Below are 26902 nucleotides of genomic sequence, written 5' to 3' on the forward strand. Positions count from 1 at the left end.
CGCGACACGTCCCTCCACTCTCTATAGAGCTGCCGCAAAAATGAGCCTGTTCTCCGCTGTCGAAATGGCACCACGCGATCCAATCCTGGGCCTCAACGAAGCATTCAACGCCGATACCCGAACCACCAAGGTCAACCTTGGCGTGGGCGTTTACTGCAACGAGGAGGGGAAGATTCCACTCTTGCGTGCCGTTGCCGAAGCGGAAGCCATTCGCGTGGCGCAACACGCCGCCCGTGGCTACTTGCCGATCGACGGTATCGTCGCCTACGACCAGGCCGTGCAAAAGCTGCTGTTCGGTGCGCAGTCGCCACTGATCAGCTCCGGCCGCGTGATCACCGCCCAGGCTGTTGGCGGCACCGGCGCCCTGAAAATCGGCGCAGACTTCCTCAAGCAACTGCTGCCCAACGCCGTCGTCGCCATCAGCGACCCGAGCTGGGAAAACCACCAGGCGCTGTTCGAAAAAGCCGGCTTCCCGGTACAGACCTATCGCTACTACGACGCGGCCACCCACGACGTCAACCGCGCCGGCCTGCTGGAAGACCTCAACGCCCTGCCGCCTCAGTCCATCGTTGTGCTGCACGCCTGCTGCCACAACCCGACCGGCGTCGACCTGAGCCCGGCCGACTGGCAACAAGTGCTGGACGTGGTCAAGGCGAAAAACCTAGTGCCGTTCCTCGACATGGCCTACCAGGGCTTTGGCGACGGCATCGACGAAGACGCCGCTGCGGTGCGCCTGTTCGCCGAGTCGGGCCTGACCTTCTTTGTGTCCAGCTCGTTCTCCAAGTCGTTCTCGCTGTACGGCGAGCGCGTGGGCGCCCTGTCCATCGTCACCGACTCCAAGGAAGAAAGCGCGCGCATCCTGTCCCAGGTCAAGCGCGTGATCCGCACCAACTACTCCAACCCGCCGACCCACGGCGCGGCGATCGTTGCAGCGGTGCTGAACAACCCTGAGCTGCGCGCCCAGTGGGAAGCGGAACTGGCCGAAATGCGCCTGCGCATTCGCGGCATGCGCGAGCAGATGGTGGCTGAACTGGCCAAGGCTGCTCCTGGCCACGACTTCAGCTTCGTCGGTCGCCAGCGCGGGATGTTCTCCTACTCCGGCCTGAGCGTTGAGCAAGTGACCCGCCTGCGCAGCGAGTTTGGTATCTACGCGCTGGATACTGGCCGTATCTGTGTGGCGGCGTTGAACCAGAACAACATCGATGCCGTGACCAAGGCTATCGTTCAGGTGCTGTAAGCCTGTTGTGATGCACAAAAAGGGGAAGCCGGTGGCTTCCCCTTTTTCATTCTGAACGCCGCGCCCAATGTGGCGAGGGAGCTTGCTCCCGCTGGGCTGCGAAGCGGGCCCCAAACCTGCCACCGTGAACTTTCTGAATGATTGCGGTGCCTGAATGGGGGCTGCTGCGCAGCCCAGCGGGAGCAAGCTCCCTCGCTACAGGGTGTGGTGGCTTACCTTAAGAAGTGAGGCGTGGCCCTTAAAAATTCGCTGCTTTCAGTGCGCTACCCCTAGACTGACAGCAAGACTGTCCCTTCCCCTCGAGTACCCTATGAGAAACGACGACCTGGACCTGCGTGCCGACCGCGACGAACTGGACCACTTCACCCCACGCCCAACCCCCGCCAAGCGCCAGAAAAGCCTGGTGCTGCAAGTCGCCCTCGGCGTATTCCTCGGTGGTTTGGCGTTGTGGCTGGTGCAACTGGGCGCCGGCGCCCTGATGGCCAAACTGGCCATGGGCACCCTGCAATTTGGCGGCTGACAAAGACCAAATGTGGGAGCCGTCGAGCTTTAGCGAGGCCGCGATAGCGGTGGGTCAGGCAGCATCAATGTCGACTGTGCCGCCGCCATCGCAGCCTCGCTGAAGCTCGACAGCTCCCACAGGGAACCTATTCCGCCTTCAGTCCGCGCTCTTCCAGCAATCGTGGTTTGGCCTTGTGGCTGGTACAACTGGGCGCCAGAGCCCTGTGCAATTTGGCGGCTGATAAAGATCAAATGTGGGAGCCGTCGAGCTTCAGCGAGGCCGCGATAGCGGTGGGTCAGGCAGCATCAATGTCGACTGTGCCGACGCCATCGCAGCCTCGCTGAAGCTCGACAGCTCCCACAGAGGGACCTACTTCGCCTTCAGTCCGCTCTATTCCGGCAACTATGGTTTGTGCAAATCGGTGCAAGCAGACACCCTGTAATTTGGCGATTAACTCCCTGAGTTGAACTTCCCGTAGCAGCTGTCGAGCCCCGGCGAGGCTGCGTTGGCCGCGCTGCCGCTATCGAGTCATACTCTGAACCGAGTCGCGCCTCACGCAGCCTCGCTGGGGCTCGACAGCTGCTACGGCTACGATGTTAAGGCCAGGCCGCGCTCTTCCAGCAACCGCACAAAACTGTTCAGACTCTGCGACACCGTGCCCCTTCGCCAGATCAGCCAGGTATTCAATATCCGGAATGTATCCGTCAGCGGCCACACACTCACCGTCGTAAACCCCGGCATGCTCTCCAGCATGCTCCGCGGCATCAGCGCCAACCCGGCACCGGCGCTCACGCAAGCCAGCATCCCGTGATAAGACTCCATCTCGAAAATCTTCCCCGGCACCGCGCCATCCTGTGAAAACCAGCGCTCAAAGTGATGCCGATACGAGCAGTTCGAGCGAAACGTGTAGATGCTCTCCCCGCTCACATCCTGCCCCCGGGTAATGGGCGCATGGTGCAACGGCGCAATCACCACCATCTCTTCCTCAAACACCGCCACGCCTTCGAGTGTCGCGTGCAACACCGGCCCATCGACAAACGCCGCCGCCAGCCGCCCCGACAACACGCCCTCGATCATCGTGCCGGACGGCCCGGTGGTCAGGTCCAGCTCGACCTTGGCGTGCTTCTGGTTATACGCCGCCAACACCGCAGGAATCCGCACCGCCGCCGTACTCTCCAGCGAGCCCAGGGCAAACGCGCCCTGAGGCTCCTCCCCCGCCACCGTCGCCCGGGCTTCCTGCACCAGGTCGAGGATGCGCCGGGCATAGCCGAGAAAATTCCACCCGGCCGGGGACAACCGCAGCCGGCTTTTCTCGCGAATAAACAAATCCACGCCCAGGTCCTGCTCCAACTGCTTGATCCGCGTGGTCAGGTTCGACGGCACGCGGTGGATCAATTGCGCGGCAGCGCTGATGCTGCCTTGCTCGGCAACGGCTTTGAAAATTTCCAGCTGGACCAGATCCAAGTCATTCTCCAAACGTGAATGTATTGCTTAATATTATTCAGTTTCCGAAAAAGATACAGCCCCGTACGCTGGCCTCCATCCCATTCACTGCGCAGGACGGTGCCATGAACCAGATTTCCTCCCAGACCCACGCCTTGTCGATCAACCCCGCCAACGGTGAAACGGTCGCCAGCTACCCGTACGAAACCGAGGCGCAGCTGGATGCCGCCCTCACCCGCTCCATCACCGCCTTCCGCAACGGCCGCAATACGCCCGTCGCCCAGCGCGCCGAATTGCTGCTGGCCCTGGCCAGCACCCTGCGCGACCAGGCCGAAGAAATGGCCCAAATGATCACCCTGGAAATGGGCAAACCCATCGCCCAGGCCCGTGGCGAAATCGAAAAATGCGCGCAACTGGCCGAGTGGTACGCCGCCCACGGCCCGGCCATGCTCGCCCCGGAAGCCACCCTGGTGGACAACGGCACCGCCCAGATCGAATACCGCCCGCTGGGCCCGATCCTCGCCGTGATGCCGTGGAACTTCCCGGTGTGGCAAGTGCTGCGCGGCGCCGTGCCGACCATGCTCAGCGGCAACACCTACGTGCTCAAACACGCGCCTAACGTAATGGGCAGCGCGTACCTGATGAAACAAGCCTTCCAGCGCGCCGGCTTCGCCGATGGCCTGTTCGAAGTGATCAACGTCACCCCCGACGGCGTGTCCAAAGCCATCGCCGACCCACGCATCGCCGCCGTCACCCTCACCGGTAGCGTCCGCGCCGGCATGGCCATCGGCTCCCAGGCCGGTGCCGCGCTGAAGAAATGCGTACTGGAACTGGGCGGCTCCGACCCGTTCATCGTGCTCAACGACGCCAACCTCGACGAAGCCGTGCAAGCCGCCCTGATCGGCCGCTTCCAGAACTCCGGCCAGGTGTGCGCCGCCGCCAAGCGCCTGATCATCGAAGCAGGCGTGGTGGAAGCCTTCACCGCCAAATTCCTCGAAGCCAGCCGCAACCTGGTGATGGGCGACCCGACCGCGACCGAAACCTACATCGGCCCAATGGCCCGCTTCGACCTGCGGGACGAACTCGACGGCCAGGTCCAGGCCACCCTGGCCGAAGGCGCCACCCTGCTGCTGGGCGGCCATAAAGTCGAAGGCGCGGGCAACTTCTACGCACCCACCGTGCTGGCCAACGTCACTGACCAGATGACCTCGTTCAAACAGGAACTGTTCGGGCCGGTCGCCTCCATCATCACCGCCTGCGATGCCGACCACGCCGTGGCCCTGGCCAACGACAGCGAGTTCGGCCTCACCGCCAGCGTGTTCACCACCGATCCGCAGAAGGCACGCAGCATCGCCAACCAACTGGAAACCGGCGGGATCTTTATCAACGCCTACAGCGTGTCCGATCCTCGGGTCTCGTTTGGTGGTGTGAAAAAGAGTGGCTTCGGGCGGGAGTTGTCGCACTTCGGCGTGCGGGAATTCTGCAATGCGCAGACCGTGTGGCTGAACCGCCGTTAAGGCAATCGCGTCAAACGATGGCCCGCCCTGCGGGTCATCGTGCTGTCTGGTTAAGCACCGTCACATACGCACCGAACATATCCGCCATCGCGTCCGCATAGGCGGCAATTTGCGCCTCGGTGCGCGGGCTTCCCGAGAACTCCTTTGCCACTGAACTGAAGGTGGTGGCGATCAAATCACAGGCCAATACGCGAGTGGCTTCCGGCACCTGCGGCAGCAATTCAAACATGAACGTCTGGAAGATGTTTTGTCCCTCCGCCCGAACTTCATGGGCCTCCGGCGCGTCACGATAAAGCGGCGCCGCGTCGCTCAGGGCTACCCGCATCTGCGCCTCCTCGCACTCCGAACGAATGAACGCATGCACCAGGGTGCGCAACCGCTCCAGAGGCGGTTGACTCACGTCCTCCAGGATCCGGCTGAGCATTTGCGAGGTTTGCTGCCATTCATCGGTCTGCAACCGGAACAGGATCGCCGCCTTGTTGGGGAAATACTGGTACACCGATCCCACGCTGACACCGGCCTTTTCCGCGACACGGGCGGTGGTGAAACGGCTGGCGCCTTCCTTGGCCAAAACCTGAATAGCCGCTTCCAGAATGGCCGACACCAACTCGGTGGACCGCGCCTGTTTTGGCTCTTTACGTGAGGAAATCTGCGAGGTCTGGCGGTCGGTCATGGCGCGTTCCTGCGGCTGGGCGAATGCGAATAGCGAATGTGACGAATTGTTCGCATACTTTAAATGCGACGAATCATTCGCATACTAGCCTGGCGCCTCACGGCGCTCAACCTGCAGCAGGACATCCCCATGAATACGCTTACCTCCGCCCCGATGGCGGCCCTGATTGAACGGTTGTACACACAGGCCGAAGCTGTCTCGAGCCCTGTTTTCAGCACCATGCCCCACGAAGAACGCAATCGCCTGATGCACAGCAAGACTGAATACCTCGAACTCTACGGCCTGCTGAAAGACCTGTGGCTGCCCGTCTCCCGCGACACCGGCACCCTGCTGTACATGCTGGCACGCAGCGCAAAAGCCCGGGCCATCGTCGAGTTCGGCACCTCGTTCGGCCTGTCCACCCTGCACCTGGCGGCCGCCCTGCGGGACAACGGCGGCGGCGCGCTGATCACCAGCGAGTTCGAGCCCTCGAAGATCGCCCTGGCCCGAGAACACCTGATAGAAGGCGGCGTGAGCGACCTCGTCGACATTCGCGCAGGTGATGCCCTGGTGACGCTGGCAACCGGCCTGCCCGACAGCGTCGACCTGCTGCTGCTCGACGGCGCCAAGGCGCTGTACGGCGATGTGCTGAACCTGGTGGAAAACCGCCTCAAGCCCGGCGCCTTGATCATCGCCGACAACACCGACTACTGCCCCGACTACCTGGCCCGCGTGCGCTCCCCGGCAAACGGCTACCTGTCGGTGCCGATCGGCGACGACGTCGAGCTTTCCGTACGCTTGGGCTAATGCCCCTCACCGGAGGATTCAACCCATGCCTGGATTGGTAAGCCCCGTGGTACTGAAATTACTACCCATCACCCTGGCGGTGTTTGTCGGGTTCCTGATCATCGGCATGCAACTGCCGGTGCTGCCGTTGCACCTGCACAACACCCTGGGCATGGACACACTGGTGGTGGGCGTGGTGATCGGCGCACAGTTTGCCGGGGCGTTGTTGTCGCGGTCCTGGGCCGGCAATTTTGCCGACATGCGCGGCCCCAAGCGCGCCATGCTCCTGGGCATGCTGGTGGCCGCCAGCTCCGGCCTGGTCTACCTCGCGTCCCTGGCGTTTGTGGCGTCGCCGGCCATCTCGGTCTGGGTGTTGCTCGCCGGGCGCGTGGTGCTGGCGCTCGGGGAAAGCCTGATTGTTACCGGCTCGATGGGCTGGGGTGTCGGGTTGGTGGGGCCGCAAAATATCGGCAAGGTCATGGCCTGGATCGGTATCGCGATCTACGCCGCCTTCGCCCTGGGCGCGCCCCTCGGCGTGGCGGTGAATAGCCAGTGGGGTTTCAGCGGGATCGCCGTGGCCACTATGGTGATTCCGCTGCTGGCACTGGCCATCGTCGCCGGGGCGCGGGGCGTTGCGCCCACCAGCCAGCGACGCACTTCGTTTTTCAAGGTGCTGCGCACGGTGTGGGTACCAGGCTTGGGCCTGGCCTTCTCCAGCGTCGGGTTTGGCGTGATCACCGCGTTTATCGCGTTGCTGTTTGCCACCAAGGAATGGGGCAATGCGTCATTGGCGTTCACCGCCTTCGGCCTGGCGTTTATCGGCGCGCGGATTTTCTTCGGGCACCTGCCCGACAAGATCGGCGGCGCCAAGGTCGCGCTGGTGTGCGTGGTGATCGAGGCCGCCGGGCAACTGTTGATCTGGGGCGCGGACACCGCCTTGATCGCCTACGTCGGCGCGGCGCTGACCGGCTTCGGCTATTCCCTGGCGTTTCCGGGCTTTGGGGTGGAGGCGATAAAACGTGCACCGCCCCAGTCCCGCAGCCTGGCGATGGGTGCGTATGTGGCGTTCCTGGATATTTCGCTGGGGGTCAGTACGCCGGTGATCGGCGCGTTGGCAGGCGTAGCCGGGGTGGCGTCGGTGTACCTGGCCGGTGCGGTGGCCGTGGCGCTGTCGGTGATCGTGGCGCTGGCGTTGCTTTTCAAGGCGCCAGTGGCAGAGCGCGAGGTTTATACTGCGCCACCTCGCTCTTAACCCATATCACCCGAGATTCCCGATGAGCCTTTCCCTCTCTACAACCCCTGCGCGCAAGCCGGTCGCGCCACTGCTGGCATTTGTCATCCTGCTGCTGGGCGCCGCCTTCCTGCAAAACAGCGTCGGCGGGCGCCAAGTGCTGTTGCTGGTGGTCGGCGCTGCACTGGGCCTGACGCTGTACCACGCCGCGTTCGGCTTTACCTCGGCCTGGCGGGTGTTCATCACCGACCGACGTGGCGCGGGCTTGCGTGCGCAAATGGTGATGCTGGCGATTGCCGTGGTGCTGTTCTTCCCCGCGCTGGGAGCGGGCACATTGTTCGGCCAGCCTGTGGTCGGGCTGGTGGCGCCGGCCGGGGTGTCGGTGGTGTTCGGGGCCTTTATCTTCGGCATCGGCATGCAACTGGGCGGCGGCTGTGCGTCCGGCACGCTGTTCACCGTGGGCGGCGGTAACGCGCGCATGCTGGTGACCTTGTTCTTCTTTATCTGCGGTTCGTTGATCGCCACCCACCACGTCGACTGGTGGTTCTCGCTGCCGTCGTTCCCGGCGGTTTCCATCGTCAAAAGCTTCGGCGTGGTGCCGGCCTTGCTGCTCAGCCTGGCGGTGTTCGCGATCATCGCGGCGGTCACCGTGCGTCTGGAAAAAGGCCGTCACGGGCAACTCGAAGCCGGCGTGACCAGCGAACACCAGGGCCTGCGCCGTTGCCTGCGTGGGCCATGGCCGTTGGTGTGGGGCGCGATTGGCCTGGCCCTGCTCAACTACGCCACCCTGGCACTGGCCGGTCGGCCGTGGGGCATCACTTCGGCGTTCGCCCTGTGGGGCGCCAAAGTGGCCACCGGGTTGGGCGTGGACGTAAGCAGCTGGGCGTTCTGGCAAATGCCGGGCAATGCCAAAGCGCTGGCGGCGCCAGTGTGGGAAGACGTCACCAGCGTGATGGACATTGGCATCATCCTCGGTGCGCTGTTGGCTGCGGGCCTGGCCGGACGTTTCGCTCCAAGCCTGAAAATCCCGGCGCGCTCGCTGTTCGCCGCGGTGATCGGTGGCTTGTTGCTGGGTTACGGCTCACGCCTGGCGTACGGCTGCAACATCGGCGCGTACTTCAGCGGGATTGCCTCGGGCAGCCTGCATGGCTGGGTGTGGTTGGTGGCGGCGTTTGTCGGCAATAGCGTGGGTGTGCGGTTGCGGCCGTTCTTCTTTGCGGGCGAGCGTCCGCAGGTGGCGTTAAGCGGGTGCTAAGGCACGACTAACAGGATCACAACGACATGCCCACCCCATCCTCCAACGCCGACTTCATGCGCCTCGCCCTCGCCCAGGGCCGCCTGGCACTGCCCAAGTGCCTGCCAAACCCACCTGTGGGTTGCGTGCTGGTGAGGGATAACGCGGTGATCAGCCAAGGCCATACACAACCGCCGGGGCTGCATCACGCGGAGGCAATGGCGCTGAGCAATGTGTCCGGTGATTGCTCCGGGGTCACTGCATTTGTGACGCTGGAGCCCTGCTCCTTTCACGGCCGCACGCCGTCCTGTGCGCTGGCCTTGATCAACAGCGGTGTCGAGAAAGTGTTTGTTGCGATGCTGGATCCCGACCCGCGAAACTCGGGAGTGGGCATAAAAATGCTGCAGGATGCGGGGATTACCGTGGAGGTCGGTTTGCTGGCAGAGGACGCGGCCAAAGACCTGGCCGAGTTTCTGGTGCGCAAGTAGGAGCCGGCTTGCCGGCGATGGTCGTCAACGATGACGCTGGTACGCTGGATGAACGCAGCGCTCTCGGATTTTTCGCCGGCAAGCCAGCTCCTACAGGGGAAGGCCCGCCCTCGCGAAAAGCCTTGGAGAGCCCCAACACCTGCCGCGAGACTTTCCTCTCAACATCATCGGCTTTTTGAAATCACTCCACTCATGTACTCGTTCAAATCACGAAAGTCCTGAACCTTCCAGGTGAACGGCGACAGCCTCACACCGTTCTCGCGCAACGTCCTGGGAATCAGGTCGCCATTTGGGCGAAGAATGATGGATGACACGATAACGCCCGGATAATCATTCAGGCGTTTCTTGAAAGCGGGTGTCGTAAGGTCAGGCGTAGGCGGCTTGCTTTTATTGGCCAAGGGTCCTGTGCCCTTGATATCGGCCCCATGACACATGCCACAGCGCTGCACGTAGATATTTTTCCCGTTCACATTTTCCGCAAAAGACAGTGATGTTTGAACGAGCGCCAACATCCCCAACGAAGCGATGAATACTATTTTTGCTTTCACTGTTCCCTGTGACCTTGTTATATAAACCGGATGATTTTCCTTCGGGCCGCACTTGCTTGCAAGGATCGCCAAGAGAAACCAATAAACACTCAGCATGGAGCGAGTCGATTGAAAGCCGTTAAATTCCTGGCCCTTTTAGCCCTGCCACTGTTTGGCGGGTGCTCTACCATGGGCGCCCTCAAATCCTTTACCACCGCGTATCACGAGCCGCAAAACCCGACCACCAGCAGACTTAGGGTGATCACTGATCAGGTCGTGCGGTTGGTACCCGGCAGCACCTGCATCAACTGGGATTTGCCGGGGGCCGGCTCGGTCAACTCAAGGAGCCTAGCCCCGTTGAATGATAAAACCTTCAATGACAAGCGCCTGGGCATCCCCGGTGGCGAGGGTGTAAAAAACAGCGCCGAAGTGTATGTGCAACCGAACACGCCGCTGACGGTGGTGTACTCAGGTGCTGACGGAAGACATCAGTGCCTCTACAGCACTTACTTTGAGCCTGAAGCCGGCGCCGACTATGAGGCTGCCTCAGAGTACTGCACGATCGCCATTTATAAGGTCGTCAAGAATGGAGCCACAGGAGAAGTCAGCCGCGGGCTTGTTAAAAGCGCCCCGGCAAAGGTGTGCCCCTCGGTGTCCCCCCTCTAAACCTCGACTCGAGCCGTTATCCACTCGCGGCTGTAAGCAAGCACGCGACTGGACATCGCCGTCGGAAAATGGATAAACCCATGGGCGGCCTGCGGTAACAGGAACACCTCACTCCCCGCCCACCGCTCGGCCATCTGCAACGTGTCGTCGAGCAACGGGTCCAGCTCCCCCACAAACATCAGCGCCGGCGGCAGCCCCGCAAGGTCGCCATACAGTGGTGACAACGCCGGCTGCCGACGCTGCTCGTCACTCAAGCCCGGCGTGAGCAGGCGCAACGCATCCACCATCCCCGGCCCGTCCAGCAGCAGCGTTTCCCGCCCCGCCGTGCGCACACTTGGGGTGCCGGTCAAATCGTAGACGCCGTAATACAGCACCGCCCCGCTCACCCGCGCCAGCAACTCGGGCCATTGCTTCAGCGCCAGCAACGTCGCCGCCGCCAGGTGCCCACCGGCAGATTCGCCGACGACAATCACCGGCAGGCCGGCAAACTCATCACACTCCCCAAGCAACCAGCGCGCCGTGGCCAGGCAGTCTTCCAGAATCCCTTCCACCGGCGTGTTGACCGCCAGCCGGTAATCCACCGACACCACGGCCACGTCACACGCGTTCACCATGGCCACGTTGAGGTCGTCATTCATCTGCGCATTGCCGATCACCCAGCCGCCACCATGAATATCCAACACCACGCCCTTGACCTTGCCCTTCGGCCGAATGATGCGCACCGGCACCGAGCCCACCCGGCGGCTTTCGGCTCGCAGGCCATGCTTGAGCAACTTGTTGCCCACCACCATCTGGCCGGAGCGCAACAACGCCTGGATCACCCGGGGCGTCACGCGGTTGCGGATGCGAAAACGCGGCAACCACGCCAGTTTCTGGTTGAAGCGCTGCATTTGCGCCACTTCATGTTCGTTGGCAGGCCACAGCGTATGAGTTCCCAATTCGATATTCCCTCTATCTCTAAAAGAGATGGCACCCTCTGAAATCAGCACTACACGTGTTGACCCCCGTCTGCCTAAGATAAGCAATAACTCCCCAAAATGCCGCCCTCATGCGGCGCACAAAAAAAGGAGACTGCTCGATGACCGTTCCTGCCGCCCCTGCCCACCCGCCGCTGCCACAATCGCTGCTGGATGAACTGAGCCAGCTGCTCGGCAACCGGTTTTCCACTTCGGCCAGTGTGCGCGAACACCATGGCAGTGATATTTCCGCCCTCGACCCCATGCCGCCGGATGCCGTGGCCTACGCCAACAGCCTGGACGATATCGTCGCCATCAGCGCCGCCTGTTATCGCCACGATGTGCCGATGATTGCCTACGGCAGCGGCACATCCCTGGAAGGCTGGCTGCAAGCGTCCCACGGCGGCATCAGCATTGACGTGTCGGGCATGGACCAGATTGTGCAGATCCGCGTCGACGACATGGACGTCACCGTGCAACCTGGCGTAACCCGCAAACAACTGAATGCCGCCCTGCACGGCACCGGGCTGTTCTTCCCGATTGACCCGGGCGCCGATGCGTCCCTGGGCGGCATGGCGGCCACCCGCGCCTCCGGCACCAACGCCGTGCGCTACGGCACCATGCGCGAAAACGTGATGGGCATGACCGCCGTGCTCGCCGACGGCCGTGTGATCCATACCGGCGGCCGGGCCCGCAAGTCTTCCTCCGGCTACGACTTGACTCATTTGCTGGTGGGCTCCGGTGGCACCCTGGCGACCATCGCCGAACTGACCGTAAAGCTGCACCCGATTCCCGAGGCGATTTCGGCGGCGGTGTGCCGCTTCCCCACAGTGGACCACGCCGTACGCGCAGTGATTCAAACCATCCAGCTCGGCGTGCCCATCGCCCGCATCGAACTGCTCGACGCGCTGACCATGCAAGCCCTCAACGCCTACAGCAAAACCCAACTGCGCGAGGCGCCGTCGTTGTTCTTTGAACTGCATGGCTCCGAGGCCAGCGTGAAGGAACAGATCGAAACCGTGCGCCTGGTGGCCGACGAACACCAGGGCCTGGATTTTGAATGGGCCGTGCACCCGGAAGACCGCAGCCGTTTGTGGCAGGCGCGGCACGATGCGTACTTCGCGGCCCTCGCCCTGCGCCCCGGTTGCCGCTCGCTGACCACCGACGCCGTGGTGCCGATTTCGCGCCTGGCCGAATGCATCGAAACCACCGCCGCCGACCTCGCCGAAAATGGCTTTCTGGCGCCGATTTTCGGCCATGTGGGCGACGGCAATTTTCACGCGCTGATCCTGGTAGACCCGCACAACCCGGACGAAGTCGAACGCGCCGAAGCCGTGGCCCATCGCCTGGCCGAGCGCGCCATCGCCATGGGTGGCAGTTGCACTGGCGAGCACGGGATCGGTCTCACCAAGCAGCACTTCATGCCGGTGGAACACGGGGCAAACGCGGTGGACGTGATGCAAGCGATCAAGGCCGCCCTGGACCCGAAACAACTGATGAACCCCGGGAAGATTTTCCCTCGTGGGCACACGGCCGGTTAGCGCGGTACCCTCATCGGCCCCATCGGTTTGCAGGAAGCGCCCACATGGAAATCCGCCAGATCAAATACTTTGTCGCCGTGATCGATTGCGGCAGCCTGTCCCAGGCCGCGCGCCAGGTGCATGTGGCGCAATCGGCCTTGAGCAAGCAGATGTCGGCGCTGGAGCAGGAACTGGAGGTGCAACTGTTCCACCGCAGCCACAACGGTGTGGTGGCCAGCGAGGCCGGCAAGGTCTTCTACGAATACGCCCAAGGCATGCTCAAACACCTGACCGACGCCCGCGCCGCCGTGCGCAGCAGCCCCAACGCTGTCAGCGGCTCGATCGTCGTCGCCTTGCCGCAAAGTGTCGCCACCATCCTCGCCATGCCGTTGATGCGCGCCGTGGCCGCGCGTTATCCGCAGGTGGCGTTCCACCTCAACGAAGAACTCACTGGCAACGTCATGGACCAACTGATCCATGGCCGCGTCGACCTCGCGCTGTTCACCTCCCGCGAGCTGCCGCCGCAAGTGGTGTTCGACGCGCTGATCGAAGAAGACTTCTACCTGATCCACCGCGCCAACGCCCCCGACGCGCCGCCAGCCGGCGAGGTAACGCTGCAACAGGCCCTCGCTCGCGCGCTGGTATTCCCCAGCCAGGCCCATGGCCACAGCACCCGCACTCTGGTGGAACACGTGGTGAAACAGCGCGGGCTGGCGGCGGGCGAGATCGCCATGGAAGTGAACTCGGTGCACATCCTCAAAAGCGCGGTGGAGGCCGGCATTGGCTACACCATCATGCCGCTGAACCTGGCCATGCGCGAAATCGAAGACGGCCGCCTGGTGGCCCATCGCATTAACGATACCGAGCTGACCCGCACCCTGGGCATTTGCAGCTGCGCCTCGATGGCCGCCAGCCACCTTAAAACCCTGATCAGCGAGCTGATCCGCGAAGTCGTCCACGGCATGTGCCAGAGCGGCGACTGGCCGGGAGGTCGCGCCCGCTGACCACGCGCCACACCGCAAAACAATCGCCCCTACAACAACAAAAAAGAGGCCCACCATGAAGCCATTAACGGCGCCCCTCGGCGACCTGCCCGACCAGGCCCTGCACTCGGCCTACCGCAAGACCGCCTGGCGAATCATCCCGCTGCTGATGGTGTGCTACCTGGTGGCCTACCTCGACCGGGTCAACGTCGGCTTCGCCAAGTTGCAGATGCTCGATGACCTGAAGTTCAGCGACGCGGTGTATGGCTTCGGCGCCGGGGTATTTTTTGTCGGCTACCTGATGTTCGAGATCCCCAGCAACATCGCCCTGCACCGCTTCGGCGCCCGGCGCTGGATCGCCCGCATCATGATGACCTGGGGCCTGCTGTCGGCCGCCATGATGTTCATCGAAACCCCCATGAGCTTCTACCTGCTGCGCTTCCTGATCGGCATCGCCGAAGCGGGCTTCTTCCCGGGGATCATTTTCTACCTCACCACCTGGTTCCCCAGCCATCGCCGGGGCGTGATGATCTCCCTGTTCATCGCCGCCCTGCCGATCTCCAGCATGCTCGGCTCGCTGATCTCCGGGTTGATCATGCACACCCTCGACGGCGTGGCGGGCTACGCCGGCTGGCAGTGGCTGTTCGTGATCGAAGGCCTGCCCGCCGTGGCACTCGGTGCCGCCGTGTTCTTCCTGCTGCGCGACCGCATCGCCGATGCCCACTGGCTCAGCCCCGACGAAAAGCGCGGCATGCAATCCGCCCTCGACCGCGAAGCCCGGGAAAAGCCCCGCCATTCGGTACGCGACGGCTTGTTGAACCCGACCATCTGGCTGCTGGGCGCGGTGTACTTCTGCCTGGTGCTGGGCCAATACGTGATCAGCTTCTGGATGCCCACCATCATCCGCAACAACGGCGTGGCCGAACCCTGGGCCATCGGCGTGCTCAGCGCGATTCCCTACTCCGTGGCCGCCGTGAGCATGGTGCTGGTGGGCCGCAGCAGCGACCGCCACCGCGAATACCGCTGGCACCTGGCGATCTGCGCCGTGGTCGGCGCCGGGGGCGTGGTGTTCGGCACCTTGTTTGGCGACAGCCTGTGGCTGTCGATGCTCGGCCTCACCCTCGGCACCGCCGCGATGATCAGCGGCCTGCCGGTGTTCTGGGGCATGCCCACCGCCGTGGTCGGCGGTGCCGCAGCCGCGGCGGGCATAGCGCTGATCAACTCGCTGGGCAATGTGGCGGGCTTTTTCAGCACCATCGTCGTGGGCTGGTTGACCCAACTCACCGGCAACACCCAGGCGGCCATGTACTTCATGGCCGGGGCATTGGTGGTCGGCGGGTTGCTGGGCTTGAGCGTGGCACGCAAGCCCGGCGCGGCCTCAGCGGTTATTGCGCAAAATGGAGAAATTCAACGCCGCCGCAACGCTTAGCCACACCAGGTACGGGAACAGGATGAGCCCGGTGATCAGGTCCAGCCGCACGGTCAGCAGCACCATGGCGGCGACCACCAGCCACAGCAGCGCGAGGATCACCATGCCGGCGAGAATGCGGTGGGCGCCGAAGAAAACCGGCGTCCACAGCGTGTTGAGCGCGATCTGCGCGGCCCATAAAGCCAGCACGATTTCGCTGCCGGGGATCAGCGTCAGGCGATAGCCGGCCCAGGCGAGCAGCAGGTAGATGATCGTCCAGGCGACCGGGAACAGCCAGTTGGGTGGGGTGAAGCCGGGTTTGACGAGGGTGGCGTACCACTCGCCCGGCTTGAAGATAATGCCGGTGCTTGCGGCGGCGGCGCAGGCCAGAAGAAAAATGAAGAACGTCAGCATAAGCGGTCCTTAGCTGGGAGCAGCTACCTGGAGATGAAAGCCATGACGGCGGTTTCAGGGTTGGACGTTCAGCGAGGTAAAAAGTGTATTTTTCTTTCCTCCGCACTCCGGCGCAGATGCGCAGGGTTGTTGACGACTACTACTTTTCCGGGCAGGGATTGAACACTTCCGTCGCCGCCACCGCAGACACATACGGAATTTTCGTACCCGGGACCATCCCGACGGAGTAGGCGTTTTTGCCGGTTTCGCGCACATAGGTCTTATCCGTGGTCAGGTCGCCCGGCTGGTTCTCACCCAGCAGGTAATCCAGAAACTGGATTTTCACCGGTGTGTTGAACTGCCCTTCAGCCGTCAGCGGAATGATCTGAGCAGCCCCCGCCCGAGTGAAGGCGAAAAACGCGGCGGCCGCTTCACGACTGCGGAAGGTTTTGACGCACAGCACATCGCGGGTACGCAGCGTGATGAAACGCTGATAGCTGCCACCGGAATAGGTACTCAGAATCAAGCCATCGTCCACCAGAACGCCCAGGCCCTGAGTGGCACGGCACTGGCCATCGCCGCCATTCTCCGAGCCGTAGGGCAGGTAGCACCAGTTGGTCTGGCTCAGGGCCCGCACCGAGCCGGGGGCAATCTTCAGGTCGTGCTCGATTTGCTGGCGAGCTTCAGGGGTTTGATACGGAATGCTGCAGCCGCTGAGGATCAGGGCCAGTAACACGAACAACAGGCGATAAGAGCGCATAGGTTTTCCATAACGGGCACGGCAGGTCGTTGCGCGGGTTGCCAGGGCGAGAGCCTGGAGGGTTTGAGTGATTTGGGGTTGAAGGCGTATTGGATGGTGGTTCCGTTTGTGGGGTAAAGGAGCCGTGGTATTGACCGCAGCAGCTTGCTCCATTGCCTACGCTTGCGTCAGAATCCGCCGGCTTGTGCACCTGGGTGGTCATCTCTAAGGTTGCTCGGTCGCTGAAAACTCAGTGATCGGGTTTAGTAGCCTGAGTTTGGATATCTGTGCATGAGCTTCACCTTCTTCAGACAAGTTGTCTGCGCTTGATGGTGGCTGTGCGCAGGGCGCTTTCGGGCGCGCCGGCTTTAGATATCCACCGGTCTACTAACCTGTGCACAGCTGCCACCCCATCGTTTAGTAGCGACAAGGTGGCGGCCTCATCCAGGGTATCTATATATGTTCAAAATAACGCCGAATCCTCCGAAGAAACCGGATTTAAAGCTCTACCAAGCGGCTGAGCGCGCGCTTGATCACTATCTAAATCCCGCCACCGAAAGCGCCTCGGGATCAGAAGCCCTCTTCAGCGTCAGCTCCGGCGCCAGCAACGAAATCCTGATCGCCAATAGCTACGAAACCGTGTCCTCCGTCAGCGCCCTGCTGCTCGACCTGTCCGACCAACTGACCGGCAAAGACCGCGACGTGGCATTGGCCATACACCAACTGAGCGAATTGAGCGTACTGCTGATCGGCAAACTGATGGACCGCGAAACACCTCGGGCGTAAAGCCCAACACGGTCCTGTGGGACTAGCCCTTCAATCATCCAACCGATTACTCGCCGCGTCGTCGTATGCCACATACAGCGACTCGGCGGGAGGTACACGGTGCATTCAGCCATTGCTGAACCCCGCCTGGTTAGTTGTAATGAGCCAAGTCGAAATCCAAAAGGTGATTCATGGAAGCTGATCCGCTGTGCCTGGTATTTGTACCCGCCCTTGTAGCCGTTCTCACCGCCGCTGAAGACAGAAAGGGCTCACCTCTTACTGAGGCTGAGGTCTGTGATATTCGAGACCGGGCAGTTTGTATCACCCTTCCCTTCAGCGTTGCGCTCGATATGGAAAGGCAGCGCGGCTATCCCGATTTGATTGCGGAGAATTGCTGGAGTGAATGGCAAAACTACAAAGGTCGTTGATCTATAAAGACCGCGATGCGGCAAAGGCCATTCACCTGCTGATCGGCGAACTGATGGACCGCGAGACACCTCGGGCGTAGAGCCCAACGCGGTCCTGCGGGATTAGCCCTTCAACTCACCCAAGCGATTACTCGCCGCGTCGTCGTATGCAACGTACAGCGACTCAGCGATTTGGCTTTTGATGGCCTTGGCGCTTTCCAGACCCAATACGAAGCCTTCGGCCTTGCCACCTGCGCGGTTCAGGTCTTCTTTGGTGTCAGCACCGGTGATGGCGTCGAGGAGCTTGATGGCTTGCGGGCCTACGCCTTTTGGGAGGCTGATTTGGTCGATGCTCATTGGGATGCCTCGGATGGGGTGCGGGATGGGGTGGTGCGGGTGAACGAGGTCATGGGCGATACCTTGAGATTGAGGTCGGTAGCGCGTGGAACCACTGCCGGGGGTGAGCATGGTAGACCGGTATGGGGATTAAAAGGGTGGTTTCGGCCAGAAACGGACGCTGGGCCCAGATCTGCTTCCGGCAAAAAATCGGTCACTCATGCATGTCTACGAACCTATCTTGGTCGATTCACAAACCCACGATAGCAGGCACAATGCTATTATTACTCCAGAAATTGGAAGGGGTGCAGTGAGTGAGTGATTACGACTTCTCGCGTTTAAATGACAAAGAATTTGAGGTGTTTTGTATTGACCTCATTGGTGCCATGAAGGGGGTTCGCTTTGAGCGATTCAAGCCAGGGCGTGACGCTGGAGTTGACGGTCGCTACTTCACTCCTGACAAAGGGGAGTGGATCCTTCAATGCAAGCACTGGGCCTCCACACCTTACTCTCGCCTCGTCGCTCACATTAGGGATTCTGAAGCGCTGAAGGTGGCGAAGCTCAAGCCAGAACGCTACTTCCTTGTCCTGTCTCACCCGCTGTCTAGGGCAAATAAATCTGAGATATTGTCACTTCTCGCTAATCATACATCCAGTCCAGTGGAGGTCTTCGGACGAGAAGACCTCAACGACTTCCTGCCAAAACATCCCGAAGTAGAAAGACGACATTTCAAATTATGGATCAGTAGCACCAATGTCCTTGCTATCCTCTTGAACAATGCTATTAAAGGTCGTAGCGACTTCATGATGGAGGATATAATCGAAAAGTCTAAAATCTATGTCGCAACGCCTAATTTTCAACATGCACTGGAAACCCTTGAAAAACTAGGGGTGGTAATTATTACCGGGCAGGCTGGCATCGGTAAAACAACGCTTGCCGAACAAATTATCCTCCACTTCATAAGTGACGGGTTTGACCTTGTATGCATCAGTCAAGATATTTCCGAGGCGGAACAAGCCTACGATCTTGAGAGATCGCAACTATTTTATTTTGACGACTTCTTAGGAAGAAACTATCTGCAAGCTCTTACAGGTCACGAGGGTAGTCAGATAGTAAATTTTATCAAGCGAGTCGGACGGGATAAATCCAAGAAAAAATTCATACTTACCTCCAGATCAACAATACTTAATCAAGGCCGAATACTTAATGATGTGTTTGATAACAACAACATCAAAAGAAATGAATTAGAGATAAAACTGAATTCACTATCCAGTCTCGACAAAGCACAAATTCTTTACAATCACATCTGGCATTCAAATCTACCTCCAGATCACGTCGAACAATTCTACCCCGACAGGCGCTATCGCCGCATTATAGAGCATAATAACTTCAACCCTAGGATCATCAGTTTTATCACCGACCCGCAACGAGTAGTTGACCTGCCGATATCTGAGTACTGGCGTCATGTCACTGAGTCGCTAGATAATCCAGCAAAAATATGGGAGCACCCGTTCGAATCCCAGCTGGATGATTTTGGAAGAATCATCGTTCTGCTAGTAGCTCTAAATGGGCTGAGTTTAACGGAAGAAGATCTCGCTGCGGCGTATGCGCGAGCCATTTCGATGCCCTTGCTTTCGCATATGAAAGGCAATCGTGATTTTCATGTGTCGATAAGGCATCTGACCAACTCGATGTTGAACAGAGCACTTCTTAAAGATCAGGTGCGTTACAGCTTATTCAATCCTTCGCTTGGTGACTTTCTATTAAGGAGATACTCCACCGACACGCCGACGCTTGCAGTAGTATTCAATTCGTTGCGCAGCCGCAGTGCGGTCGACGTTTTGTTAGATATGTCGAAAAACAAATTCATCAACGGCTCATTAACACAGGAATTTTTGCTGGATTTGTTTAAATCGGAAGATACTATTGAGTTTAGGGGTAGCGACCCGGAATACATCTCAAAACTTTGCTTGGCAATCAATGAGCGAAGCACTTCCGAATCGCTTACTCTCACTTGCACGAAAAAAGCAGCGACTTTCGTCTTGGCATTGGCTAGCCCACCATCCTATGCAAGCTGCGCCGAACTTATACTATCCGCTATAGAGATGGGTTTTACGCAACCTACTTTAGTAGAGTGTTTTGCATTAAGTGCAATGAGGGTTCCTGCCAATGATAGGGAGCTTCCTCATCTAGGCGCAATCGTGAATTATCTCGAACGGCATAACATGCATGAGGCCTCTGAGCCTTTCGCAGATCTGGCTCGGGATTATCTGTTAGATGCGATTGATGAAGTGTTTGACGAAAGCGAAATTTTTGGAGGGGGCGATAGTATTTCAGAAGCACGCAGCAATCTCCAGACATGCATTTCTCAACACCTTCTTAATTGGGGAATATCTCATAACACCGAAATAATTCACGTCATTTCGGAGCATTACGACATTGCAAATAGAATTGAAAAATATTTTGAGCCTCAAGAAGACCAGCCAATGCGCAGCCATTCGATGCAGCAAAGAATGGAGATTGACAGCATCGATGATTTGTTCCAAAGAGACCGTTAGGCTAGGGACTGATTCTGAAAAACCAATCAGTACCTGTACCTGCCCTAAGCAACATGAACTTATGTTCTGTGAAACAGGGGTCAGACCACCATTATTGAAGGGTGGTCTGAACCCTATTCTTTCTCCTCGGGTAAAAATCGTTTAGTGATCATTGCCACTGCCTCCGCCGGAGACGTCAAGGCTGTGTCGATATCAAACGGCGCGTTATCCCACGGCTCATATTCATGATCCAATACAGACTGCCAGGTTGGTGGCGACAGGCCAGGAATATCAATCTTCCTGGTTTCGACCCGTCGCTGGTGTTCATATTTATCAGAACAAACCACCTGGATATTCACTAATGGAGTACCAGAGCGAGTAGCGATCTCGCTCCACGCGTTTCGGCTTTCGATTACTGGGTTAACACAGTCGACTATGACAGTACTGCCAAAACGAAGATTGCTCAGAGCAAGCTCATTAGCGACCATATAACCGCTCCGTCCCACGTCTTGTGCCAGAGCACCGGAGTTTCGGATAGCCTGCTCAATCGTATCGATCCGCAGATACACCGCACTTGTTCTGGTGGCAAGGTCGCTTGCTATAGTCGTTTTTCCAGTACCCGGAAGGCCGCTGAAGACAATAAGCATTCTATCTCCTTCGATTATTGAGTTGACCCAGTCTAGGCCAATACCTGCCGAAGCCAATGTCCTCTTTTGACCTGCCTGTAACGAAGGGCAGCTATCGACCATCAAAAGTCAGTGCGCTTATCTCCATATTGCATGGACAAAAGGGACCTATTCCAAATCAATAAATCCCTCCCTTTCCACCCTAGCAGCCAAAAGCACGCTGGGACGCCTCCGCCAACAACTCATACGACCTCCTCCTAATGACGAGCTGAATCATAGCTATCCGTCCCGGGCCCGCCCCCCCTGCGAATTTCAGCGGAGGCGGCTTCGGAAGGAATTCTTAGCCAACCACACTAAAACAACTCCTTGCCCCCTCCCACCAAACACGCTACAAATCCACCACTAAGTTGTACGACAACCTAAAAATAATCCCCCATCCCCGACGATGGCGCCAACTCCCCGAGCCCCCACCATGACTCCCCCTGCCCCCACCCAATTCCCCCGCCACATCGCCGTCCTGATCCTCCTCTGCATGGGCTGCGCCTTCGCCGGCAACCACATCGCCGCCCGCGTGGCCTTCGACGACGGCGCTGGCGTCCTCCTCGCCATCCTGATGCGCTCCGGCGGCACCCTGTTAGTGCTGGCGATACTGGTCCTATACCAACGCCAAAACCTGCGCCTCCCCCCAGGCGCCTGGCGCTGGCAAGTCCTGCTGGGCCTGCTCATCGCCACCCAAAGCCTCTGCCTCTACTCCGCCGTCGCCCGCGTGCCGGTGGCGCTGGCCTTGCTGGTCGCCAACGTGTTCCCCATCCTGCTGGCCCTGCTCACCTGGGCACTCGGCGGCCCACGCCCCACCGCGCGCACGGCCTTGCTGATGGGCCTGATTCTGGTGGGCCTGGTGTTCGTGCTGGACGTTCCCGGCCGCCTCTCCGCCAGCACCACCCTCGGCCCGGAATGGCTGGTCGGCGTCTCCCTGGCCTTTTGCGCCGCGTTCGTGTTCGCTTGCGCGCTGTGGATCACCGACCACAAGTTGTCCCAGGTGCGCGGTTCGGTGCGCAGCCTGTTGACGATTTTCATTGTGTTCAGCAGCGTCAATCTCGCGGGCTTGAGCGGTGCGCTGGTGGATGGCCTGAACCTGCCGGCCACCAGCACCGGTTGGTTGGCATTGGCGACGTTGGTGGTGCTGTATGGCACGGGGTTTATCGTGCTGTTCATTTCGGTGCCGCGCCTGGATATGCCGCGTAATGCGCCGGTGATGAACATTGAGCCGCTGGCGACGTTGTTGATGGGCTGGATCGTGCTCGATCAGATGCTCAGCGCCGGGCAGGTGGTGGGCGGGGTGATTGTGGTGACGGGGATTGTGCTGCTGACGTATCGCAAGTCTGCCGCGCCTCCCGTCAAGGCGCAGGTCGCGTAAGTCGAGAGGCGGAACGAAAAAGGGGACGGATCCATTTTCAAATGAATCCATCCCCTTTTACTGCGAGTTCAGGCCAAGGCCTGGAATGCCTGCATCCCTTCAACCCATCTGCTCAAACCGCCGCCGCTTCAGGAACAACCCTACCCCCAGCGCAACGGCAAAGATCGACAGCAACCCAAGGTCAACCCCCAACAACCGGACCTGGCTCGCCACAACGCAGCCAACCGCACCCACCGCCACCAGCAACACCCCCAGCCACTTGCGAAGCAGGTGCGACTTCACAAACCGGTCAATCAGAAAGAACAGCACCAGGGCCACGACCAACTGGGTAATTTCGGACATGTGTTTCTCCAGTCAGGTCTTGACGATCAGTGTCGTGGCGGTGCGTTGCGGGCCGATGCCGCCATTCACCTGCGCCTCGATGCTGACCAGTACGTCGCCTGCATGATAGGTGGGCAGGGTTTCATTCACATAGGTGCGCACACCGGCGCCGACCGGTACACCCGCGTATGGGGAGGCCACGTAAGAGGTGGCGCCGGCGAAGGCCGAGGCCGCAAGGTTGGCGATTTTGGTGCGTTGGGCGTTGAGCACGTCGCCCTGTTGCCGGGTCAGCGGCTTGGAGATACCGATCATCATCAGGCATGGCAGGTTCTTGGCCAACATCTTGTCGTACACCTCGACGACCTTGCGGTTGACCTCGTAGTGGGCGCTTTTCGCCTCGCCAAAATGCAGCTCGCTGAGGCGTCCGCGCTCGCTGTCGGTGAGGGTGATCTGCGAGACGTTGAACACGATCCCGTGATTGCCCATGTATTGGAAGGTCTCTTCGAACTTCATCGCACGCATCCTTTCGAGCCAAAGGCGGGGATTGTCTAGAAGGCGCGCGCCGGATTCAAATCATTTCACCTGGCTGGCAAGATGTGTTGCCCGCCGTAAGGTGCTGACGGACATAATAATTGTCGAACTCAGTGCTTTCGACGAACTGGAAGCCATGGCGGGTGTAGAAACGGTTCGAAGCGCTTTCTTTGAGGGCTCCCACTTTGACAGGGAGTGCGACCGCGTCAGCCGCTTTGAAAATCTGAGCGAGCACAGCAGAGCCGATCCCCGAACCTTGCGCGCTCGGTCTCACGTAGAAGTGGTCGAGCACGAGCTCGGTGGAGTGGTGCTTGACTACTACAAAGCCAACCCTCTCTCCAGACACCTCGATGTGATGGGTGTTGTGGGCTTCAAAACCGCTAACAAACCGCTCGCGCGCCCGTACTGGATCAAATCGCCCGACACGTTCCAAGCTTTCGCGCATGGCTTCGATTCGGATGGCGACAAGATCGTCCAGGTCGCTTTGTTGAGCGCGGACTAACGTCACCGGGGAGTGTTGATTGGGTTTGATCGGCATAGGTTGCGCTCTGCGTACCGTCCTGGAATGGCCAGTGTAGGTGGATTGGGGGGCGGTCACGCTCCGCTATTTTCTATCGTGGCCTGGCCCCATTTTTCTGAGGGACAAGGCAAAGCTACTTAAACTTGACTAACGCAGCCGCAATCACAAACCAGGCAGCACAGCTCAACATCATCACCAATTTGATCTTCAGCAGCCGCTTAAGATAAGCGGGAAAGTTTTCAAGGTCGACAGGATCCAGTTCGCCGATGATGAGTGATGCCCTCGGCATCATGATCATTTGAGTGAGCTTTACTATTTCCAAGAGGGACCAAATCAAACCCCGCCTCCCCAGACTCGGCCCCCAAAGATACAGATAACGGCTGTTTTTCAAGGCCTCCTTGATGGCGCCCAAATGACGTCGGCACAGGTACAAGCTGTAGGCAATGCTCAAAATTTCTAGAAGACCCGGGCCACCGGTAACGATGATCACAACCCACAACGGCCATGTATCGATACTGGTCATGGTTGTGCTGTCCTTTTCTGGCGCCCAAAACGGGCTCGAACACCGCAAGGGTGTTGCTGCATAAGGGTCGGGATTGCGCCTGAATGGCGCGCCAGAGATGCTGCTGGACCGCCCAAAACCTGACAACTGTCCGTTCGGCCAGGTTCTACAAAAAACGAATCGTCAGACGCGCCATCCGGAAAAACCTGTGGGAAAGTCACCTGTCGCCCCGTTCTCTAACGCAACTCTGTCGAATACTTGGGCGCGCATGGGTTACCCGACGATGCGTCGGCTGGGGGGCGCTGCCTTCGCGGGCAAGCCCGCTCCCACATTTTTGACCGCGTTTCGGCAGCTTTCAGTTCGGCCGGATGAAGTGACCAGTGCAGCCGGCGGGGTCTGGAAGGCGCGCGCCGGGTTTAAATCATTTCACCCCTGGCCAGGTACGCCGAGGCTGTTCGTCCCCAGGACTTGGCCCAATTCCTGCCTCCCCTACCCCATCAAGTCGCTACTGACTACGCGGACGACTCTTTTGAGCCCCGCCGCCCAACCCCCTTCCCCCGATAATAAAGCATCCCCCTACCACCGCCGAGGCCTTCCCCCATGACGAGCCCATCCACCGAACAGGTCAGCCCCCAAACCCTGCGAAGAGTGATCATCGCCGCCGGCATCGGTAACTTCGTGGAGTGGTTCGACTTCGCCGTCTACGGTTTTCTGGCCACCACCATCGCCCAGCAATTCTTCCCCAGCGGCGACGCCAGCGCGGCGCTGCTGAAGACCTTCGCGGTGTTTGCGGTGGCCTTTGCCTTCCGGCCCCTGGGCGGGATTTTCTTCGGCATGCTCGGCGACCGCATCGGGCGCAAACGCACGCTGGCCATGACGATTTTGCTGATGGCCGGCGCCACCACGCTGATCGGCCTGCTGCCTACCTACGCCGCCATCGGCGTGGCGGCGCCGATACTGTTGTCGCTGATCCGCTGCGCCCAGGGCTTCTCCGCCGGCGGCGAATATGCCGGGGCCTGTGCCTATCTGATGGAGCATGCGCCGAGTGACAAACGCGCGTGGTACGGCAGCTTTGTGCCGGTGTCGACGTTTTCTGCATTCGCGGCGGCGGCGGTGGTGGCCTACGCGCTGGAGGCTTCGTTGTCCGCCGAGGCGATGGGCAGTTGGGGCTGGCGCTTGCCGTTCCTGATCGCTGCGCCACTGGGGCTGGTGGGGCTTTACCTGCGCTGGAAGCTGGATGAGACGCCGGCGTTCCAGGCGGTGAAGCAAGAGCATGCGGTCGCTCACTCGCCGCTCAAGGAAACCCTGCGCAACCATGGTGCGGCGATCTGCTGCCTGGGCGCTTTTGTGTCGCTCACGGCGCTGTCGTTTTATATGTTCACCACCTACTTCGCGACGTATCTGCAGGTGGCGGGCGGGCTGAGCCGGGCGATGGCGTTGCTGGTGTCGCTGATCGCGCTGATTTTTGCGGCGGCGATCTGCCCGCTGGCGGGGTTGTATTCGGATCGGGTGGGCCGTCGGGTTACCGTGATGACGGCGTGTGTGTTGTTGATGGTGGTGGTGTATCCGTCGTTCCTGATGGCCAGTTCCGGCTCGTTCGCGGCGTCGGTGGTCGGGGTGATGTTGTTGGCGGTGGGCGCGGTGTTGTGCGGGGTGGTGACGGCGGCGTTGCTGTCGGAGACCTTTCCGACTCGCACGCGCTATACCGCTTCGGCGATTACTTACAACATGGCTTATACGATCTTCGGCGGTACGGCACCGTTGATGGCGACGTGGTTGATCAGTACCACGGGCAGCAACCTGTCACCGGCGTTTTACCTGATTGCCGTGGCGGTGCTGGCGTTGGCGGGTGGGTTGGCGTTGCCGGAGACGTCGCGGATTTCGCTGCATGACGTGGGCTCGGAGGAAAAAGGCGCGGCGGCGGTGTTGTCGCGTTAAAGTCGGCGGGTGTTCACCCCCTCCGGAGACCTGAGCGATGCGGATTAGCTGCCTTCATACCGCCGAGAGCAACATTGCAGTGTTTGACGCCGCAGCAGCAGCGCTGGGGATCGGGTCGCAGGTGTTGCACCATGCGGTCCGGGCCGACCTGCTGGCAGCGGCCGAACACTCGGGCAAGCTGACTGCAGATATCGCCGAAGAAACGCGGCTGGCGCTCGTTGCCCTGGCTCAGCACTGTGATGCGGTGGTGCTCACCTGTTCGACCCTGGGCCCGGTGGTTGAACTTGCCGGTACTCACACCCGGGTGCCGATTTTGCGGGCGGATGAAGCGCTGGCCTACGCGGCGGTTGAGGCAGGTGGGAAGGTTGTGGTGTTGTGCGCCGTAGAAACCACGCTCGAACCGACTTCTCGCCTGTTTCTCCAAACGGCACAGCACACCGGGGCATCGGTGCAGGTGCAGTGGGTTGCGGGGGCATGGGCGATGTTCAAGGCGGGCGACCTGCAGGGTTATCTGGCGACCATCGCCAAGGCGGCCGACCGTGCCTATGAGGATGGCGCGTCTATCGTGGCGCTGGGGCAAGCGTCCATGAGCGGCGCCGCTTCGCTGGTAACCGCGGGCCCTGTTCCGCTGACCAGTGCATCGACAGGGCTGCGGGCTGCACTGAGTCGTGCCGAACGCGGGTATGATCCAGGCTGACCCGGCCCGATTGGACCCACCCT

Annotated in this window: 29 protein-coding genes; 17 read left to right on the plus strand and 12 right to left on the minus strand. The window is 60.2% G+C overall.

Features of this window, described 5'->3' with window-relative positions; all coding sequences use genetic code 11:
• Positions 1–40: 40 nt before the first annotated feature.
• Both V3W39_RS01965 and V3W39_RS01970 read left to right on the plus strand, forming a co-directional pair.
• Positions 41–1237, plus strand: coding sequence for an amino acid aminotransferase (locus tag V3W39_RS01965; RefSeq protein WP_259197311.1), 1197 nt, complete (start codon positions 41–43; stop codon positions 1235–1237).
• A gap of 310 nt (positions 1238–1547) precedes the next feature.
• Entirely contained in the window at positions 1548–1757 is a 210-nt protein-coding gene (locus V3W39_RS01970; protein WP_177043963.1) for a hypothetical protein, read from the plus strand.
• 570 nt (positions 1758–2327) lie between these two features.
• Here V3W39_RS01970 and ptrR read toward each other — a convergent pair.
• Positions 2328–3203, minus strand: a complete 876-nt coding sequence (gene ptrR, locus V3W39_RS01975; RefSeq protein ID WP_177043964.1) for a putrescine utilization regulator PtrR — start codon at positions 3201–3203, stop codon at positions 2328–2330.
• 104 nt (positions 3204–3307) lie between these two features.
• Here ptrR and V3W39_RS01980 point away from each other — a divergent pair, with 104 nt between their 5' ends.
• Entirely contained in the window at positions 3308–4699 is a 1392-nt protein-coding gene (locus V3W39_RS01980; protein WP_330212110.1) for an aldehyde dehydrogenase family protein, read from the plus strand.
• 34 nt (positions 4700–4733) lie between these two features.
• On the opposite strand, the gene V3W39_RS01985 is transcribed toward V3W39_RS01980, so the two are convergent.
• On the minus strand, positions 4734–5372 hold the full coding sequence (locus tag V3W39_RS01985) for a TetR family transcriptional regulator (protein ID WP_259197309.1): 639 nt from the start codon (positions 5370–5372) through the stop codon (positions 4734–4736).
• A 129-nt stretch (positions 5373–5501) separates the two neighbouring features.
• Here V3W39_RS01985 and V3W39_RS01990 point away from each other — a divergent pair, with 129 nt between their 5' ends.
• From V3W39_RS01990 to V3W39_RS02005, 4 genes are read left to right on the plus strand one after another with little or no spacing between them, the layout of a single operon-like run.
• Complete coding sequence (locus V3W39_RS01990; RefSeq protein WP_330212111.1) at positions 5502–6158, plus strand: O-methyltransferase; 657 nt, start codon at positions 5502–5504, stop codon at positions 6156–6158.
• A gap of 25 nt (positions 6159–6183) precedes the next feature.
• Positions 6184–7389 carry an arabinose transporter gene (locus tag V3W39_RS01995; RefSeq protein ID WP_330212112.1) on the plus strand — a complete coding sequence of 402 codons (1206 nt, stop codon included), beginning with the start codon at positions 6184–6186 and terminating at the stop codon, positions 7387–7389.
• A gap of 22 nt (positions 7390–7411) precedes the next feature.
• Entirely contained in the window at positions 7412–8623 is a 1212-nt protein-coding gene (locus V3W39_RS02000) for a YeeE/YedE family protein (protein ID WP_330212113.1), read from the plus strand.
• 26 nt (positions 8624–8649) lie between these two features.
• Positions 8650–9090, plus strand: a complete 441-nt coding sequence (locus V3W39_RS02005; RefSeq protein WP_177043969.1) for a bifunctional diaminohydroxyphosphoribosylaminopyrimidine deaminase/5-amino-6-(5-phosphoribosylamino)uracil reductase RibD — start codon at positions 8650–8652, stop codon at positions 9088–9090.
• 164 nt (positions 9091–9254) lie between these two features.
• On the opposite strand, the gene V3W39_RS02010 is transcribed toward V3W39_RS02005, so the two are convergent.
• Entirely contained in the window at positions 9255–9602 is a 348-nt protein-coding gene (locus tag V3W39_RS02010) for a c-type cytochrome (RefSeq protein ID WP_442968390.1), read from the minus strand.
• Between the two features lie 144 nt (positions 9603–9746).
• Between V3W39_RS02010 and V3W39_RS02015 the strand changes: the two genes are divergently transcribed.
• The gene (locus tag V3W39_RS02015; RefSeq protein WP_330212114.1) at positions 9747–10283 is read left to right on the plus strand and encodes a hypothetical protein; all 537 of its coding nucleotides are present in this window, start codon (positions 9747–9749) and stop codon (positions 10281–10283) included.
• Here the strand turns inward: V3W39_RS02015 and V3W39_RS02020 are convergent.
• The gene (locus tag V3W39_RS02020) at positions 10280–11173 is read right to left on the minus strand and encodes an alpha/beta hydrolase (protein WP_330212313.1); all 894 of its coding nucleotides are present in this window, start codon (positions 11171–11173) and stop codon (positions 10280–10282) included. The genes V3W39_RS02015 and V3W39_RS02020 overlap by 4 nt on opposite strands.
• Before the next feature lie 188 nt (positions 11174–11361).
• On the opposite strand from V3W39_RS02020, the gene V3W39_RS02025 reads away from it, so the two are divergent.
• The 3 genes from V3W39_RS02025 to V3W39_RS02035 are packed head-to-tail and all read left to right on the plus strand — an operon-like array spanning position 11362 to position 15171.
• A complete protein-coding gene (locus V3W39_RS02025) occupies positions 11362–12780 on the plus strand; it encodes an FAD-binding oxidoreductase (RefSeq protein ID WP_330212115.1) in 1419 nt (472 codons plus the stop codon).
• Positions 12781–12824: 44 nt separating this feature from the next.
• A complete protein-coding gene (locus V3W39_RS02030) occupies positions 12825–13763 on the plus strand; it encodes a LysR family transcriptional regulator (RefSeq protein WP_177115368.1) in 939 nt (312 codons plus the stop codon).
• A gap of 55 nt (positions 13764–13818) precedes the next feature.
• Positions 13819–15171 (plus strand): MFS transporter, encoded by a 1353-nt coding sequence (locus tag V3W39_RS02035; protein ID WP_330212116.1) that lies wholly within the window; start codon positions 13819–13821, stop codon positions 15169–15171.
• Here the strand turns inward: V3W39_RS02035 and tspO are convergent.
• Entirely contained in the window at positions 15121–15561 is a 441-nt protein-coding gene (gene tspO, locus V3W39_RS02040) for a tryptophan-rich sensory protein TspO (protein WP_330212314.1), read from the minus strand. The two genes, V3W39_RS02035 and tspO, sit on opposite strands and share 51 nt — an antisense overlap.
• Positions 15562–15703: 142 nt before the next feature.
• Positions 15704–16303: a hypothetical protein gene (locus V3W39_RS02045; RefSeq protein ID WP_177043973.1), complete on the minus strand. Its 600-nt coding sequence runs from the start codon at positions 16301–16303 to the stop codon at positions 15704–15706.
• A 438-nt stretch (positions 16304–16741) separates the two neighbouring features.
• Here V3W39_RS02045 and V3W39_RS02050 point away from each other — a divergent pair, with 438 nt between their 5' ends.
• Together V3W39_RS02050 and V3W39_RS02055 are read left to right on the plus strand one after the other, a co-directional pair.
• Positions 16742–17068 carry a DUF6124 family protein gene (locus tag V3W39_RS02050; RefSeq protein WP_294738839.1) on the plus strand — a complete coding sequence of 109 codons (327 nt, stop codon included), beginning with the start codon at positions 16742–16744 and terminating at the stop codon, positions 17066–17068.
• A 170-nt stretch (positions 17069–17238) separates the two neighbouring features.
• Positions 17239–17475, plus strand: a complete 237-nt coding sequence (locus V3W39_RS02055) for a hypothetical protein (RefSeq protein ID WP_330212117.1) — start codon at positions 17239–17241, stop codon at positions 17473–17475.
• A gap of 102 nt (positions 17476–17577) precedes the next feature.
• Here V3W39_RS02055 and V3W39_RS02060 read toward each other — a convergent pair whose 3' ends face one another.
• The gene (locus V3W39_RS02060) at positions 17578–17811 is read right to left on the minus strand and encodes a hypothetical protein (RefSeq protein ID WP_003214497.1); all 234 of its coding nucleotides are present in this window, start codon (positions 17809–17811) and stop codon (positions 17578–17580) included.
• Positions 17812–18104: 293 nt separating this feature from the next.
• Here V3W39_RS02060 and V3W39_RS02065 point away from each other — a divergent pair, with 293 nt between their 5' ends.
• Positions 18105–20348 carry a restriction endonuclease gene (locus tag V3W39_RS02065; protein WP_330212118.1) on the plus strand — a complete coding sequence of 748 codons (2244 nt, stop codon included), beginning with the start codon at positions 18105–18107 and terminating at the stop codon, positions 20346–20348.
• 113 nt (positions 20349–20461) lie between these two features.
• On the opposite strand, the gene V3W39_RS02070 is transcribed toward V3W39_RS02065, so the two are convergent.
• Positions 20462–20974: an AAA family ATPase gene (locus V3W39_RS02070; RefSeq protein WP_330212119.1), complete on the minus strand. Its 513-nt coding sequence runs from the start codon at positions 20972–20974 to the stop codon at positions 20462–20464.
• A 451-nt stretch (positions 20975–21425) separates the two neighbouring features.
• Between V3W39_RS02070 and V3W39_RS02075 the strand changes: the two genes are divergently transcribed.
• A complete protein-coding gene (locus V3W39_RS02075; RefSeq protein ID WP_330212120.1) occupies positions 21426–22370 on the plus strand; it encodes a DMT family transporter in 945 nt (314 codons plus the stop codon).
• A 99-nt stretch (positions 22371–22469) separates the two neighbouring features.
• Here the strand turns inward: V3W39_RS02075 and V3W39_RS02080 are convergent, their stop codons facing one another.
• From V3W39_RS02080 to V3W39_RS02095, 4 genes are all read right to left on the minus strand, one after another.
• Positions 22470–22712, minus strand: a complete 243-nt coding sequence (locus V3W39_RS02080) for a hypothetical protein (protein WP_330212121.1) — start codon at positions 22710–22712, stop codon at positions 22470–22472.
• 12 nt (positions 22713–22724) lie between these two features.
• Positions 22725–23204: a hypothetical protein gene (locus V3W39_RS02085; RefSeq protein WP_177043981.1), complete on the minus strand. Its 480-nt coding sequence runs from the start codon at positions 23202–23204 to the stop codon at positions 22725–22727.
• A gap of 55 nt (positions 23205–23259) precedes the next feature.
• Positions 23260–23760, minus strand: a complete 501-nt coding sequence (locus tag V3W39_RS02090; RefSeq protein ID WP_177079012.1) for a GNAT family N-acetyltransferase — start codon at positions 23758–23760, stop codon at positions 23260–23262.
• Between the two features lie 115 nt (positions 23761–23875).
• Entirely contained in the window at positions 23876–24265 is a 390-nt protein-coding gene (locus tag V3W39_RS02095) for a hypothetical protein (protein ID WP_177121334.1), read from the minus strand.
• Positions 24266–24844: 579 nt separating this feature from the next.
• On the opposite strand from V3W39_RS02095, the gene V3W39_RS02100 reads away from it, so the two are divergent.
• Together V3W39_RS02100 and V3W39_RS02105 are read left to right on the plus strand one after the other, a co-directional pair.
• On the plus strand, positions 24845–26182 hold the full coding sequence (locus V3W39_RS02100) for an MFS transporter (RefSeq protein WP_177079015.1): 1338 nt from the start codon (positions 24845–24847) through the stop codon (positions 26180–26182).
• 37 nt (positions 26183–26219) lie between these two features.
• Positions 26220–26879 carry an aspartate/glutamate racemase family protein gene (locus V3W39_RS02105; RefSeq protein WP_330212122.1) on the plus strand — a complete coding sequence of 220 codons (660 nt, stop codon included), beginning with the start codon at positions 26220–26222 and terminating at the stop codon, positions 26877–26879.
• Positions 26880–26902: the final 23 nt, after the last annotated feature.

Source organism: Pseudomonas sp. Z18(2022) (assembly GCF_036346535.1).
GTDB lineage: Bacteria > Pseudomonadota > Gammaproteobacteria > Pseudomonadales > Pseudomonadaceae > Aquipseudomonas > Aquipseudomonas yamanorum_A.

Excerpts from the sequence above, each read along its gene's own strand:
- V3W39_RS02085 (WP_177043981.1), bottom strand. The coding sequence starts at position 23,204 with ATGAAGTTCGAAGAGACCTTCCAATACATGGGCAATCACGGGATCGTG.
- V3W39_RS02035 (WP_330212116.1), top strand. The coding sequence starts at position 13,819 with ATGAAGCCATTAACGGCGCCCCTCGGCGACCTGCCCGACCAGGCCCTG.
- V3W39_RS02090 (WP_177079012.1), bottom strand. The coding sequence starts at position 23,760 with ATGCCGATCAAACCCAATCAACACTCCCCGGTGACGTTAGTCCGCGCT.
- V3W39_RS02095 (WP_177121334.1), bottom strand. The coding sequence starts at position 24,265 with ATGACCAGTATCGATACATGGCCGTTGTGGGTTGTGATCATCGTTACC.
- V3W39_RS02045 (WP_177043973.1), bottom strand. The coding sequence starts at position 16,303 with ATGCGCTCTTATCGCCTGTTGTTCGTGTTACTGGCCCTGATCCTCAGC.
- V3W39_RS02025 (WP_330212115.1), top strand. The coding sequence starts at position 11,362 with ATGACCGTTCCTGCCGCCCCTGCCCACCCGCCGCTGCCACAATCGCTG.
- V3W39_RS02005 (WP_177043969.1), top strand. The coding sequence starts at position 8,650 with ATGCCCACCCCATCCTCCAACGCCGACTTCATGCGCCTCGCCCTCGCC.
- V3W39_RS02050 (WP_294738839.1), top strand. The coding sequence starts at position 16,742 with ATGTTCAAAATAACGCCGAATCCTCCGAAGAAACCGGATTTAAAGCTC.
- V3W39_RS02010 (WP_442968390.1), bottom strand. The coding sequence starts at position 9,602 with ATGTTGGCGCTCGTTCAAACATCACTGTCTTTTGCGGAAAATGTGAAC.
- V3W39_RS02060 (WP_003214497.1), bottom strand. The coding sequence starts at position 17,811 with ATGAGCATCGACCAAATCAGCCTCCCAAAAGGCGTAGGCCCGCAAGCC.
- V3W39_RS01965 (WP_259197311.1), top strand. The coding sequence starts at position 41 with ATGAGCCTGTTCTCCGCTGTCGAAATGGCACCACGCGATCCAATCCTG.
- V3W39_RS02030 (WP_177115368.1), top strand. The coding sequence starts at position 12,825 with ATGGAAATCCGCCAGATCAAATACTTTGTCGCCGTGATCGATTGCGGC.
- V3W39_RS02070 (WP_330212119.1), bottom strand. The coding sequence starts at position 20,974 with ATGCTTATTGTCTTCAGCGGCCTTCCGGGTACTGGAAAAACGACTATA.
- V3W39_RS02020 (WP_330212313.1), bottom strand. The coding sequence starts at position 11,173 with ATGCAGCGCTTCAACCAGAAACTGGCGTGGTTGCCGCGTTTTCGCATC.
- V3W39_RS01995 (WP_330212112.1), top strand. The coding sequence starts at position 6,184 with ATGCCTGGATTGGTAAGCCCCGTGGTACTGAAATTACTACCCATCACC.
- V3W39_RS02100 (WP_177079015.1), top strand. The coding sequence starts at position 24,845 with ATGACGAGCCCATCCACCGAACAGGTCAGCCCCCAAACCCTGCGAAGA.
- V3W39_RS02055 (WP_330212117.1), top strand. The coding sequence starts at position 17,239 with ATGGAAGCTGATCCGCTGTGCCTGGTATTTGTACCCGCCCTTGTAGCC.
- V3W39_RS01980 (WP_330212110.1), top strand. The coding sequence starts at position 3,308 with ATGAACCAGATTTCCTCCCAGACCCACGCCTTGTCGATCAACCCCGCC.
- V3W39_RS01985 (WP_259197309.1), bottom strand. The coding sequence starts at position 5,372 with ATGACCGACCGCCAGACCTCGCAGATTTCCTCACGTAAAGAGCCAAAA.
- V3W39_RS02080 (WP_330212121.1), bottom strand. The coding sequence starts at position 22,712 with ATGTCCGAAATTACCCAGTTGGTCGTGGCCCTGGTGCTGTTCTTTCTG.
- V3W39_RS02105 (WP_330212122.1), top strand. The coding sequence starts at position 26,220 with ATGCGGATTAGCTGCCTTCATACCGCCGAGAGCAACATTGCAGTGTTT.
- V3W39_RS01990 (WP_330212111.1), top strand. The coding sequence starts at position 5,502 with ATGAATACGCTTACCTCCGCCCCGATGGCGGCCCTGATTGAACGGTTG.
- V3W39_RS01970 (WP_177043963.1), top strand. The coding sequence starts at position 1,548 with ATGAGAAACGACGACCTGGACCTGCGTGCCGACCGCGACGAACTGGAC.
- V3W39_RS02075 (WP_330212120.1), top strand. The coding sequence starts at position 21,426 with ATGACTCCCCCTGCCCCCACCCAATTCCCCCGCCACATCGCCGTCCTG.
- V3W39_RS02000 (WP_330212113.1), top strand. The coding sequence starts at position 7,412 with ATGAGCCTTTCCCTCTCTACAACCCCTGCGCGCAAGCCGGTCGCGCCA.